Origin of the sequence: Carboxylicivirga sp. M1479, from assembly GCF_007097485.1 — a bacterium.
Lineage (GTDB): Bacteria > Bacteroidota > Bacteroidia > Bacteroidales > Marinilabiliaceae > Carboxylicivirga.
In genome coordinates this window covers 23,109-36,570 of sequence record NZ_VKDE01000015.1, presented here as the reverse complement: position 1 = coordinate 36,570, position 13,462 = coordinate 23,109, and the positions used below count along the sequence as shown (strand labels likewise).

Genomic DNA, 13,462 nt, shown 5'->3' with positions numbered 1-13,462 from the left:
CTTTCTCCAATATTCCAAGTTTATGAATAGTGAGGTGTAGTTTGTTTAGAGTATAGATTTATGTGGTATAAATATGTGAAAATAGGAATTGGATTTGGTTTGTTAAGTTTAATAGCAGCATTTTTAATAGGCTTATTGAGCGATATTAGTATGAAAATATTGTTGCCAGCGAGTGTAGTATTCGGTATTTTAGGCTCTATGGTGGCATATTACCTTAGTCGTTATTTGATTTTTAGGGAACCGAAAATTTTAAAAACAATAAATACAGAAATTCCACAATCAAAAATTTTAACTGAAGGTCCAGCCAGATGTTTCAATTTTAATAATGAACTTGGTAAGGTATTTTTAACTAATAAAAAATTACTCTTTAAGAGCTTGGATAGCAATAAGGAAGAAGTGTTTGAAATTAATGATATTTCTGATATTAAAATTCTTCGACATTGGGGTTTGGTTGGTGTAGGACTAATGTATAATTATAAGGGGCTTAAAGTACAATTTGCGTTAGATTATCCAGGGGACTGGAAAGCTTTAATTGAAACTGGACAGGAATATAATCGACAACGCATTAAGTCGGAGCCAATTCTTGTCGAAGCATGATGTTCCTTTTGAAATTTCCATTGAGAATATAGTAGTTTATCAGGATCATTGATTTATAAATAGAGTATTTAAAGAGAATAGATAATGTATTTGTTCTCTTTTTTATTGGCCTCAACTAAAGGATGAGCTATCAATGGTCTTACTTCTGATATCTTTTATAGATACAGATTGTATTCAATAGTATTAATCGAAAAGCCATGGGTCACGTTTGTTTCTTGTTACGGCTCTATTGCCACTGCCGATTAATCTTCTGGAATATCTCAATTTGGAATACTTAAACGCGTTATCTATCTTTAGTTTGTGTATTTCAAAATATGGTTGAGGGGAGTGGAAGGAACGAAACTAAAGAAATAATCATTTAAATTATACATGGTCGTTTTTAAACAAGAATTAGACGAACTAAAGCAAAAGGTAATAAATACGGCAGTATTGGCGGCCGCATTGACGTATTTGCCAGGAGCGCTTCTTTCCTTACTTCGTATTTTCTACTTTGGGTGGTTGAACGTGTTTTATCTGCACATTTTCTTGGTTCTTTTTGCCATAGGCCTCTTGATATTTCGAAAAAAGGCAAACTATTCCGTCATCATCCATGTATTGACAGTAATGGTACTTATTGTATCCTTTGCAACGCTTATCAACTTTTCATTTACCGGTGCGGCATTCATCCTTTTTGCGGTTAATTTTCTCCCTCTGATTTTATATAGTAAACGCCTAGCACTAGCATACTCAGTGTTATATTTTATGGGTTATTTCACCATCGCCATTTTACATGAAGTTTCTTTTCTTACCGACGCTGTGGATTTTGATGAATACATGGATGACTTATTCATGTGGTTTGCTCATGGTTTCTTTTACGCAATTGCGCTCTCCTATTTGGGCTATATGTTAAATTTGTATTATGTCTTGTACATTAAAGCGATTAAAAGAGTTGTTGATTATTCCACCGAATTACAGGATACTCTTAAGAAGGTTCGCTATCAAAATAATCAATTTACCTCTTTTATGGATGCCTATCCATTTCACGTATCAATAAAAGATCAAAATCAGGAATATGTGTTTGGAAATAAATCGCTGTTAAATTTAGCAGGTGTAAAACGAGATGAGTTTGTTGGTATGACAGCCAGGGATGTGTTTTCAAATGATATTGTTAAATTGATGGATCAGATGGATTTACGCGTTGTGGGGAAAAGGGAGTTAGTGAAAGAGAAAGTAAGTGTTAAGCTTGAAAATGATGAAGTTGAATACTATGATGTAATTAAATTTCCCCTTTTTAATGAAAAAGATGAGGTGCTTGTTGGTGCTATCTCTATTAATATTACCCGACAGGAAAATGCAGAGAAGAAACTAATACAAAGTGAGAAGCGTTATAGATCAATTTTTGAAGGGAGTGTTGATGGTATTGTTTTTCATGATGAAAATCTTAATGTTATCGATTGTAATCAGGCGTATTGTGATTTTATTGGATATCCGAAAGAAGAAGTGATTGGACACTTTCACGATGTCCCAATGCTTGACAAAACCATTGATATGCATGAATTGATTCATAAACTGGACTCTGAAAATCATATTGGCTCTAAAAGTATCGAAATTGATGGAGTTAGAAAAGATGGCCGATTAATTTACTCAGATTTTGTGATATATAAGTTTAAGGAAGAGGATAAGGAAATAATTTGGTCTGTTGTGCGTGATATCGGTGAGAAGAAAAGACAGGAGACAGAGATCTTAAGTACCATGATTAGGTCTGAAGAAGGTGAGCGCTCAAGGTTTGCCATAGAGCTGCACGATGGATTGGTTCCAGTTCTTTCAACAACTTTAGGTTATCTGCATATTTTGCGCAACGAAACGGATAAAGATAAAGTGGTAGAGTATAATGATCGCATTAAACAACTGTTAAATGAATCCATTAAAAGTATTCGTGAAATATCAAACAATATTAGTCCCGATATTTTAGCAAAATATGGCTTAGTACAGGCCGTACGTGCTTTCTGCGAAAAGTTAAAGCCCATTTATGATATTGAATTTTCGATTGATACAAACCTGAATGGTCGTACAAATGAGGTCATTGAGTTTGTTATGTATCGCTTATTAACAGAGTTGATCAACAACACAATAAAGTATGCAAAGGCCACTGCTGTTCGCATTAAAATAATACAAGAAGAAAGCACTTTAAAGCTAACTTATACCGACAATGGGATTGGATTTGATTATACAGCTGAACGGAATTCTGCCAAAGGACTGGGGCTGATAAACCTCGAAAACAGGATTGAAAAGTTAGGTGGTCAATTTTCTTTTATTTCGAGCAAGGATAAAGGGGTGCAAGTTGAAGCCACTTTTAAAAAGACATATTTATGATAAAAATTGCTATAGTAGAGGATTTACCAATGATTCAGGAGGGCTTAAAGCTGCTGATTAATTCAGTTGATGATTTTGAAATTATAGCTGAGTACAGCAATGGTAAAGAGTTCACCGATGACCTTTTGAACTTGGATGTTGACATTGTTTTAATGGATATCGGCATGCCTGTTATGGACGGTATTGATGCTACCAAGTTGGCTGTCAGCTTGCGTCCCGAAATGAAAATAATAGCCTTATCAGTTTATTCCGACCGTAAATATTATTATAGTATGGTAACTGCCGGGGCTAAAGGCTTTGTACTTAAGCAATCCACGCCCGATGAATTGGAAGAGGCTGTGCGTGAAGTACACCATGATGGTAATTTCTTTTCACCTGATTTATTACACTCTATTATCGTAAATATTCATGGTCTGGAAGAAGAAATAGTTCAGGATAAAAAAGATTTACTCAATCTCACTGAGCACCAAGTGAACCTGCTCGAGTTAATTTGCCAAGGCCTAACTAACCAGGAACTAGCAAAGAAAATGTTTGTTACTCTCGCCACTATTGAATCGAACAAACGCCGTTTAATGAATAAAACAAATACAAAAAATAATGCTGGTTTAATTATTTGGGCCATTAAAAATAAAGTGGTTACAATTTGAAATACAGGCATTAGTTTATCACACTTGATGGCACTTCATGGGAAGAAGCTTTAAATCAGGTTGATTATGCCAATGTTGCATAGGCATCAGCATCTATTCATATTTCTCAATCTAAAATGTCATACGCTCTTAATTTTATAAGCAAGCCTATTGCCGAGCGCGGGGAACATGATAGGTTCATTTCGGCATCGCTCAGTATCCGTCGATCGTCGATTAAGAACCATAACAGTGACCATTGGTGGTCAGCACTATTTGAATACCTAAGAAATAAATACTAAAAATGGGCTGCTAAAGTGTAGTATGAAGGGTTGTCGACGGGGGATAAGGACATCGATGGACCCTTGTTTTTGCAATAATTGGGGCAGGTAATTTTACTACTCTATGTGTGGATAACTATGAATTGTTTGCGTTGGAGTAATATATACTTATCTATGTTGGGCAACTTCAATTCGGTCTATTTCTTCTAAGGTTAAAATACAATGGAAAGCGAAAAATGATGCAATTTGTGAAATAAAAGATCTTATTATTAACTCACCTAGAGCTTTGTAAATGAAGGGGTAATCGATTTGCTATAATTACGTATCTTAAAAAAAAGGCATAATATTTTGCAAAAAATACAAACGTTTGTATTTTTGCGCAAACGTTTGTATTTTATATGAAAGTCACAATTGTAGATATTGCAAAAAAATTAAAGGTTACCCCGTCCACAGTTTCAAGAGCCTTGGCTGATAATGAAAGGGTGAGCATTAAAACGCGCGAACTTGTCAAGCGAACGGCTAATGAAATGGGCTATCAACCTAATGTTATTGCATCGTCGCTTCGCAAGGGAACAAGTGATACCATTGGAATGGTTGTACCACGCATCAATCGTCATTTTTTTAGCAATGTTATTGGAGGTGTTGAAGAAGTACTTAATCAGGCAGGATATAATTTAACTATTATTCAAACATCTGAAAGGTTTGATAATGAAGTTAAAGCTATTGATACCTTGTTTAATAGTCGAGTTGCAGGTATTATCATTTCTCACTCCATAGAAACAAACGATTTTGAACATCTCCAGCGTGTTAGTTCCCAAATGCCATTGGTACAATTTGATCGAGTTAACGAATTGCTAGATGGTCCAAAAATCATTAATGATAATTATAAAGGATCATACATAGTTACACAGAATTTAATAAAAAAAGGTTGTCGTAAATTCATACACCTTACCGGTAATGATAATGCACATATATATAAACAACGTAAAAATGGTTTTTTAGATGCTATTGAAGAAGCTAAGGTGCCAAAGCTAGAAGTAACAATCATCGACAATGCCTTAACTCGTAGCTCAGGATTTGATGCAATAAACGATATTGTTGGAAAAAAGGAATTTGATGCTCTGGTATGTGCTGGGGACTACGCCGCTCTTGGTACAATAGAATGCTTACTGAAGAATAATATTAGCATTCCTAGTGAGGTTTGTGTTGTAGGATTTGGAGATGAACCATTTGCGGAGTTAATGTCGCCATCTATGTCAACGGTTAATCAGGATGGTGAAGAAATGGGACGTATCGCAGCTCAATCGATGTTAGAGTGTATTAAAGATAAGAAGCTAAATACAACCAAAGTTGTTCCGGTTAAGGTTGAATGGCGTCAATCATCAAATAAAGAGCAATTTTAAAGAATATATATTATGTCCAAAAAAGTGATCGCATTCGGAGAGATTATGCTTCGATTGTCTACACCAGGTTATCAACGCTTTTCGCAAGCAAAAGAGTTAGAAATGTGTTATGGAGGCGGAGAGGCCAATGTGGCTTATTCATTAGCAAATTATGGTATTGATGCGAGCTTGGTTACTCGATTACCAAAGAATGATTTGGGTGACTCTTGTATGAAGGAGTTACGTAAGTTCGGAGTTGATACCAGTAAAATACTCTATGGTGGTGAACGTTTGGGGATCTATTTTTTAGAGACAGGTGCTGTTGCACGTGCAAGTAAAGTTGTTTATGATCGCGCATACTCATCTTTCTCAAGTATTGAAAAAGGCATGGTTAATTGGGATGAAGTATTGAAAGATGCTTCTTTTTTCCATTGGACAGGTATTACACCTGCTGTTTCGCAAGGAGCAGCTGACGCATGTTTAGAGGCTATACAGGCTGCAAACCGCCTAGGTGTGACTGTTTCGTGTGATTTAAATTACCGCAAGAACCTTTGGAAATATGGTAAGCTAGCTTCTGATGTGATGCCTGAGTTAGTTGCCGGATGCGATATTGTGCTTGGTAACGAAGAAGATGCTGCTATGGTACTTGGTATTCATCCTGAAGGCATGGATGTGACCAGTGGACATGTTGAAGCAGAAGCATATCGTAGTGTTTCACAACAGATCATGAAATTATATCCACGTGTTAAGAAAGTGATTACCACGCTTCGTGGTTCGATCAATGCTAACCACAATACTTGGTCGGGCGTACTATACGATGGTGAAACCTTATTCAAAGCGGCTGATTACGATATCACCCACATTGTAGATCGTGTTGGAGGTGGTGATTCTTTTATGGGAGGTTTAATTTATGGCTTATTAAGTTACGAAGGAGATGACCAAAAAGCATTGGAGTTTGCAACCGCAGCTTCTTGCTTAAAGCATACCATACCGGGTGATTATAATTTAGTAACAGTTGAAGAAGTTGAAAAACTGATGTCAGGAGATGCTTCAGGAAGAGTAAGTAGATAACAATCTTGGTGGCTTAGGCTGTGCTGAAGGAAAGTTTGAAGGAAAGAATTCAGCACAGCCTAATCACATTACAATATAAACAAATGGCAAAGTATACAAGAGTAGAGGTTTATCAGGCAATGAAAGAAACGGGTGTTGTTCCAGTTTTTTATCATGCAAATCTAGATGTTTGTAAGGCAGTTGTTAAAGCCTGCTACAATGGAGGTATCCGAGTATTTGAGTTTGTGAATCGTGGTGATTTTGCTCACGAGTTATTTACTGAGATAAATAAATATGCTTTGGCAGAATTACCAGGTATGATTATGGGTGCAGGCTCAATAGTTGAAGAAGGTACAACAGCGTTATACATTCAGAATGGTGCTAATTTCATTGTATCACCACTTTTAAACGAACAGATGGTTAAAGTTTGTAATCGTCGTAAAATAATGTGGTCGCCTGGCTGTGGAACTATTTCAGAGATTAATAAAGCACAAGAGTTGGGTGCAGAAGTAGTGAAGGTATTTCCAGCTTCTGAAGTGGGAGGTCCATCTTTTGTAAAGGCTGTTAAAGCACCTATGCCGTGGACCGATATTATGCCTACTGGTGGTGTTTCTTGTGAAAAAGAAAACTTAAAAGAATGGTTTGAAGCAGGCGTCACATGTGTGGGTATGGGCTCTAATTTATTTCCAAAAGAAATAATGGACAATAAAGACTGGAATTCACTAGAGGCTAAAGTCAAAGAATTGATTGATACAATTATTAGTATAAAAAGCTAAATATAAGATTATGACAAAATCAACAGATGTTAAAACGAAGTACCGCTATCGAATTTTATTGATGCTGGTTTTCGCAACAACCATTAATTACTTCGATAGAAGTATTATTGGTGTTATGGCGCCCATATTAGAAGATGTGTTTGGATGGACTAATACTGACTATGCAACAATTGTTATTGCCTTTAAAGTAGCATATGGAATTGGTATGCTAACCATGGGTGGTATTATCGATCGCCTTGGAACTAAAAAAGGTTATATGCTGGCCATCGGCATATGGAGTTTATTTGGTATGGGACATGCATTGGTCGTACAAGAGATTACTCTTTTTAATATGACAATTACCAGTGTTGGTTTATTTGCTGTTGCCCGTTTTGGTTTAGGTTTTGGTGAAGCGGGGCACTTTCCTGCTGCAAATAAAACTGTTGCTGAATATTTCCCTAAAAAAGAACGTGCGTTTGCAACGGGTTTATACAATGCTGCTACAAGTATTGGTGCTATTGCAGCTCCATTTGTTGTTGGAGCTATAGTAGATAAGCACACTGGTGAAGGCTGGAAAATTCCGTTTCTAATTACAGGGGCTTTAAGTTCAATTTGGGTTGTATTATGGTTAAAGGTTTATAAAAAACCTGCAGATAATCCAAACATATCAAAGGAGGAGCTGGCATATATCAACTCAGATGAGGTGGTTACTGAAAGTACAGAAAAAATTTCTTGGGGTAAAGTGTTACCAAAACGTCAAACATGGGCTTTTGCTGTTGCAAAAATTTCTGATGCGGTTTGGTTCTTCTATTTATTCTGGGGAGCAAAATATATGGCTTCTACTTTTGGAATAGATATTAAAAGCATGGGACTACCATTCTTGATTATTTATGCTCTGGCAGACGGTGGTAGTATAATGGGTGGATGGATATCCGGGTATTTTATGAACAAAGGATGGTCTGTTAATAAAGCACGTAAGAGAACCATGTTGGCTTGTGCATTAATTATTCTACCGGTAAGTTACGTGGCTTTTGCCGACAGCTTGTATGTAGCGGTTGTTTTGATAGGAATTGGTGCGGCTGGTCACCAGGCATGGATGGCGAATATTTTCACAATAGTATCAGATATATTCCCTAAAAAAGCAGTTGCTTCTGTAACGGGTATTGGTGGTATGGTTGGTGTAGCGGCTGCCGCTCTTGCCGATGTTGCCTTAGGTACTGTTCTTGATAGTGCCGGAAATACCGGTTACTTCTGGGCATTCCTCATTGGTGGTGCTATGTATTTAGTTCTTTTAGGAATTGTACAATTGCTTGTGCCTAAAATGACACCACTTGATGAGAATTTAAATCTAATAAAAGAATAATATTTAAATATTATAGATATGACAACAATAAAATATGACCGTCGCAGAGCCTGTCATCCGGGAGACGTTAAAAATTACGATACAGAGAAATTAAGAAAAGAGTTTTTGGTTGAGACATTGTTTGTGAAAGACGAAATCAACCTGAGCTACTCCCAGTACGAACGTTATATTCTTGGTGGAGCATTTCCTGTGGATCAGGAATTAGTGATGGAAACTATTGATGCCATTAAATCGGAGTATTTTTGTGAGCGTCGAGAGTTAGGAGCTATCAACATTGCTGGTGATGGTATTGTTACCGTTGATGGCGTAGAGTATGAGTTGAAGAATAAAGAGGCTATTTATATTGGTCGTGGTAGCAAAGAAGTAAAGTTTGCCAGTGTTGACAAAAACAATCCTGCTAAATTTTACTTAAGCTCAACACCTGCTCATAAAGAGTACGCAACAACAGTTGTTAATAAAGATAAAGCGAACATACTTAATTTAGGATCGCAGGCTACAAGTAATGAGCGTACCATCTATCAGTTAATCGTACCTGGTATTGTCGATTCGTGTCAATTAGTAATGGGCTTAACTGAATTACATGAAGGTTCGGTGTGGAATACTATGCCAAGTCATACTCACGACCGCCGGATGGAAGCTTATTTTTATTTTGAAGTGCCAAAAGGTCAAGCTGTCTGCCATCTAATGGGAGAACCAACGGAAACACGTCATTTATTTATCCACAATGAGCAAGCTGTCTTCTCACCTGAATGGGGAATTCACTCGGGAGTTGGAACCAGCAATTACTGTTTTATTTGGGGTATGGGAGGCGAAAACCTTGATTATACCGATATGGATCATATTCAGCCAGACGAATTACGTTAAGCTCGTAATTTCACATTGTTTAATTATTAAAACGAAAACTCATGATAAACAAATTATTTGGATTAGAAGGAAAAGTCGCACTAATCACCGGGGGAACTCATGGTATTGGAATGGCCATTGGAAAAGTATTAGGTCAAGCTGGTGCTAAAGTTTGTGTTAACGATTTGTCGGAAGAGAAATTGGAGGCATGCAAAGCTGAGTATGCCAAGGTTGGTATTGATGTATATACTTTGGTATTTAATGTAACAAATGAAGAAGAAGTTGATAAAGGAATAAGCCAAATAGAAAAGGATTTAGGCGGTGTTGATATCTTGGTTAACAATGCGGGTATCATCAAACGTATTCCAATTCTTGATATGCCGATTGCAGATTTCAAACAGGTGATTGATGTTGACTTGATTGCGCCATTAATTGTGGCAAAGCGTGTGGCTCCTGGGATGATTAAAAAGCGTGCTGGTAAAATCATCAATATGTGTTCGATGATGAGCGTATACGGTCGTAACTCTGTATCGGCTTATGCTGCTGCCAAAGGAGGTTTAAAGTTGTTAACCGCTAATATGTGCTGCGAGTGGGCTAAGTATGGTGTTCAAATCAATGGTATCGGACCAGGTTATATTGCGACTTCTCAAACCGCAGAAATTCGTGAAGGTGATCATCCATTTAATGATTTAGTAATGATGCGTACGCCTGCTGCACGTTGGGGCGAACCAGAAGATATTGGTAATGCAGCCTTGTTCTTAGCCTCTAAAGCGAGCGAGTTTGTTAACGGTCATGTTCTTTATGTTGATGGTGGTATTTTGGCCAACTTTGGTTACGTGAAGGGCGAAAACGATATAACAGAATAGTTATGAAGCAAATAGTCTCAATATTGTTTGTTGCAGTTCTGCTCTTTATGAGCAGCTGTAGCCAACAACAACTTCAAGTATCAGTAAGTAATCCTACTGATATGATTCGAGCAAACGAATTGGTTAAAGTAAGCTTGATCGATAGCAATCTTGATAAAATGCAATTGGTGGTCAAAGATCAAGCTAGTGATGAGGAAATACAGAGCCAGTTATTGGATACCAATGGTGATAATGAAATAGATGGCATAGCTTTTATAGTCCAATTAGATGCAAAAGAACAGAAGGTATTTACTATTTCACCTGGAAATGGTAAAGCTAATGATAACAATGTGAAAACCTTTGCACGTTTTGTACCAGAGCGTACCGATGATTTTGCCTGGGAGAATGATAGAGTTGCCTTTCGCACCTATGGGCCAGAAGCACAGCGTATAGCTGAAGCTGGCGAAAAGGGTGGAACGCTATCGAGTGGGATTGACTGTTGGTTGAAAAAAGTTGATTACTCAATCATTGACAAGTGGTATCTGGGCAATATTAATGAACCTGGTTATTACCATATCGACCATGGTGAAGGATTGGATAATTACCATGTCGGACCAAGTCGAGGTTGCGGTGGAACAGGAGTTATGTTTGATGGTAAACTTATTGCGGCTAAAAACTTCACTGATTATAAAATTGGTAACAAGGGACCATTAGTAACTGAATTTACCTTGAATTATGCTCCTTATGAGGTAGGATCCTCACCTGTAAAAGAAACTAAACATGTTTCTATTCATTTAGGAACTAATTTTACCAAGTATATAATTGAAGTGGAAGGAACCGATACTTTAACTGTTGGTTTAACACTACATGATCAACTAGGAGAGGTTACGCAGAATGCTACATGGATAAATTACCATACATCACATACGGGAGAAGAGTTAAGTTCGGCTATTGTTGCACACCCTAAATATATGGTAGGAACTTCTCATATTAAATCAGACGTAAAAGACGAAAGCCATGCCTTGATGCACCTTAAGGTGATTGAAGGTAAAGTGGAGTTTTATGCTGGATTTACCTGGAGTGGCAGTAAGCAATACACACAAAACCAATGGGAACAATATCTGAACGATTTTGCTTCAGGTTTGGCACAGCCATTAATGGTTTTTGTAAATGAGTAGTTAAAATTTATTGTTCGAAGTAGGTGAGTTTAATACTCGCCGGAAAGGTCACTGTTGCGGTGACCTTTTTTTATTAATATTGGTGCCCATTTTAAAAACAGTACTCCACTAACCTGGTTGATAACTTGAATAAAATAAGTACTAATTATACAGAACATAAAGCCTTAATTTTAATATGTCAGGCTGTTATTAATCTGTATATCTAGCAACTTGGTATGAAACAAAAAGTGGTCAACGTGTATTAGACGCTCGGGCAATGTTTTAATTAGCTATTGGTTATATTTAAACAAAGGGTCCAGCTATAATTATCTGAATCCTCTATATTTTTTTAAAATTTATACACTTTGTGAAATCGTGTCATTAAAGGGTACAGTAATAATTAACAGAAACTCTTGATGTTACATATTTTTTTAAACAGTGTTTAATATTGTATTTTTCTGTACGCAATAACACAAGCTTTTGCTGTTAGCCTTGTGTTAGGAAAGAAAATGTATTTGATTGATTACTATGTGTTTATACCGAATACTTTTGCAATAAACCATGGCCGATCACAAATTCGCGTTAAGCATGAGTAAAAAAAAGTATTGCATATAAATTCCAAAACTTACTTTTTGTAAAAATAATATTAGAGAAAACATTCAATATGTAATGATAGTAATTAATCATATGGAATTTATATAGTTGTTATTGATTGGCTTTGCCAGCAAATGCTTATGTAGGTTTTTTCTGAAGTTTATTAGACTTGTGAAATTTTTGTTAAAAGAGGCTTCTACTACTGCATATCTAATTTTGTATATTATTTTTACAGCATTAGCTCGCATGTGTTAGTTTTAAAATTAAATGCACCGAGAAAAATAACCCCCAAAAGACAGATTTATGAACAATCTAAAAAGATCACTATTCTCATTTTTCCTTATCGTTGTTGTTAATGGTATTGTTGTTGCTCAACTTCATGATTGGCGCGGAGCAGAACGCACGGGCGTATACAATGAAACTGGATTATTAAAACAATGGGCAGAGAGTGGACCTGAATTATTATGGTCCTCCGAAGGCTTAGGCATGGGATACTCATCGGCAACAGTTACCGAAGACGCTATCTATATTACCGGAAGAAAAGATACCATTGATGTCATAACAGCCTTAAATTTTGAAGGAGAAAAAATCTGGGAAACTCCTTTTGGAAAATCATGGTTCCGATCATATACCGATGCACGTAGCACGCCAACTTATTATAATGGAAAAATATTCCTGGTGAGTGGTAGTGGCGAAATTGTTTGTGTCAATAAAAAGGGAAAAATACTTTGGTCTGATAATCATTACGAACGATTTAAAGGCGTATTCCCGCGTTTTGGTGTATCTGAATCACCATTAATTGTCGATGATAAAGTTATTGTGAGTCCGGGAGGCGATGTGGCTTCTTTGGTAGCATATAACCTGAAATCTGGTAAGCTTATTTGGAAAGCTGAAGCGGTGAATGAAGCAACGCATTATGTGAATCCTGTATTGGTGAAGCATGGTGGTCGGGAATTAATTGTAACGCTTACTGAAAATCATATTATCGGTGTGGATGCTGAAAAAGGCCAGCTACTATGGAAGGTCGATTACGCAGGTATGAATGAAAATACCGGTAAACGAATGAGAAAAAACCATGCCAACACACCTATCTATCGTAATGGACAAATCTTTGTTTGCAGTGGTTATAACCACACCTCAGTGATGTTAAAGTTGAATGAAGATGCTTCACAGACCGAAGTGGTGTGGAATAACAAAGATATTGATCCGCATCATGGCGGAGTGGTGCTTTTGGGAGACCATCTGTTTAGTTCCAATTATGAAAATAATGCCAATGGCGACTGGGTATGTGTGGATTGGAATTCAGGTGAGACCCAATGGATAGAAGAGTGGCACAATAAAGGTTCGATTATTTCGGCTGATAACATGTTGTATTTCTATGAAGAGAAGGCTGGCAACATTGGATTAGTAAAACCAAGTGCAGATAAACTGGATGTCATCAGCGAATTTAAAGTTGACAAAGGAACCGGTCCTCATTGGTCGCACCCTGTTATACGCGATGGTAAAATGTATATCCGTCATGGAGAAGTTTTGATGGTTTATAAGGTAAAAACCGATTCGGGTATTGCATCTGCCGAGTAGTGAAGAGTTGAATGTTCATTGGCTTAACAAAGAAATGAA

At 36.9% G+C, this 13,462-nt stretch carries 11 protein-coding genes; all 11 read left to right on the top strand.

Annotated features, from left to right (window positions below; genetic code table 11):
- Positions 1-75: 75 nt before the first annotated feature.
- The 11 genes from FNN09_RS10190 (at position 76) to FNN09_RS10140 (ending at position 13,423) form a co-directional block, all read left to right on the top strand.
- Positions 76-597, top strand: coding sequence for a hypothetical protein (locus tag FNN09_RS10190; RefSeq protein ID WP_185968958.1), 522 nt, complete (start codon positions 76-78; stop codon positions 595-597).
- A gap of 369 nt (positions 598-966) precedes the next feature.
- Positions 967-2,949, top strand: coding sequence for a PAS domain S-box protein (locus FNN09_RS10185; RefSeq protein ID WP_143302114.1), 1,983 nt, complete (start codon positions 967-969; stop codon positions 2,947-2,949).
- On the top strand, positions 2,946-3,596 hold the full coding sequence (locus FNN09_RS10180) for a response regulator transcription factor (RefSeq protein ID WP_143302112.1): 651 nt from the start codon (positions 2,946-2,948) through the stop codon (positions 3,594-3,596). Before FNN09_RS10185 ends, FNN09_RS10180 begins: the two co-directional genes overlap by 4 nt.
- Before the next feature lie 655 nt (positions 3,597-4,251).
- On the top strand, positions 4,252-5,256 hold the full coding sequence (locus FNN09_RS10175) for a LacI family DNA-binding transcriptional regulator (RefSeq protein WP_143302111.1): 1,005 nt from the start codon (positions 4,252-4,254) through the stop codon (positions 5,254-5,256).
- Positions 5,257-5,268: 12 nt separating this feature from the next.
- Positions 5,269-6,306 carry a sugar kinase gene (locus FNN09_RS10170; RefSeq protein WP_143302109.1) on the top strand — a complete coding sequence of 346 codons (1,038 nt, stop codon included), beginning with the start codon at positions 5,269-5,271 and terminating at the stop codon, positions 6,304-6,306.
- 83 nt (positions 6,307-6,389) lie between these two features.
- Positions 6,390-7,061: a bifunctional 4-hydroxy-2-oxoglutarate aldolase/2-dehydro-3-deoxy-phosphogluconate aldolase gene (locus FNN09_RS10165; protein WP_143302107.1), complete on the top strand. Its 672-nt coding sequence runs from the start codon at positions 6,390-6,392 to the stop codon at positions 7,059-7,061.
- A 10-nt stretch (positions 7,062-7,071) separates the two neighbouring features.
- Positions 7,072-8,403 carry an MFS transporter gene (locus FNN09_RS10160; RefSeq protein ID WP_143302106.1) on the top strand — a complete coding sequence of 444 codons (1,332 nt, stop codon included), beginning with the start codon at positions 7,072-7,074 and terminating at the stop codon, positions 8,401-8,403.
- Positions 8,404-8,421: 18 nt separating this feature from the next.
- The gene (gene kduI / locus FNN09_RS10155; RefSeq protein ID WP_143302104.1) at positions 8,422-9,267 is read left to right on the top strand and encodes a 5-dehydro-4-deoxy-D-glucuronate isomerase; all 846 of its coding nucleotides are present in this window, start codon (positions 8,422-8,424) and stop codon (positions 9,265-9,267) included.
- Positions 9,268-9,308: 41 nt separating this feature from the next.
- Positions 9,309-10,112, top strand: coding sequence for a gluconate 5-dehydrogenase (locus FNN09_RS10150; protein WP_143302102.1), 804 nt, complete (start codon positions 9,309-9,311; stop codon positions 10,110-10,112).
- 2 nt (positions 10,113-10,114) lie between these two features.
- Complete coding sequence (locus tag FNN09_RS10145; RefSeq protein WP_143302101.1) at positions 10,115-11,269, top strand: DUF4861 family protein; 1,155 nt, start codon at positions 10,115-10,117, stop codon at positions 11,267-11,269.
- Positions 11,270-12,145: 876 nt separating this feature from the next.
- Positions 12,146-13,423, top strand: coding sequence for a PQQ-binding-like beta-propeller repeat protein (locus FNN09_RS10140; protein WP_143302099.1), 1,278 nt, complete (start codon positions 12,146-12,148; stop codon positions 13,421-13,423).
- Positions 13,424-13,462: the final 39 nt, after the last annotated feature.

Bases quoted from the DNA above. Each gene is read 5' to 3' on its own strand.
- FNN09_RS10185 (WP_143302114.1), top strand. From the start codon at position 967: ATGGTCGTTTTTAAACAAGAATTAGACGAACTAAAGCAAAAGGTAATA.
- FNN09_RS10180 (WP_143302112.1), top strand. From the start codon at position 2,946: ATGATAAAAATTGCTATAGTAGAGGATTTACCAATGATTCAGGAGGGC.
- FNN09_RS10175 (WP_143302111.1), top strand. From the start codon at position 4,252: ATGAAAGTCACAATTGTAGATATTGCAAAAAAATTAAAGGTTACCCCG.
- FNN09_RS10170 (WP_143302109.1), top strand. From the start codon at position 5,269: ATGTCCAAAAAAGTGATCGCATTCGGAGAGATTATGCTTCGATTGTCT.
- FNN09_RS10165 (WP_143302107.1), top strand. From the start codon at position 6,390: ATGGCAAAGTATACAAGAGTAGAGGTTTATCAGGCAATGAAAGAAACG.
- FNN09_RS10160 (WP_143302106.1), top strand. From the start codon at position 7,072: ATGACAAAATCAACAGATGTTAAAACGAAGTACCGCTATCGAATTTTA.
- kduI (WP_143302104.1), top strand. From the start codon at position 8,422: ATGACAACAATAAAATATGACCGTCGCAGAGCCTGTCATCCGGGAGAC.
- FNN09_RS10150 (WP_143302102.1), top strand. From the start codon at position 9,309: ATGATAAACAAATTATTTGGATTAGAAGGAAAAGTCGCACTAATCACC.
- FNN09_RS10145 (WP_143302101.1), top strand. From the start codon at position 10,115: ATGAAGCAAATAGTCTCAATATTGTTTGTTGCAGTTCTGCTCTTTATG.
- FNN09_RS10140 (WP_143302099.1), top strand. From the start codon at position 12,146: ATGAACAATCTAAAAAGATCACTATTCTCATTTTTCCTTATCGTTGTT.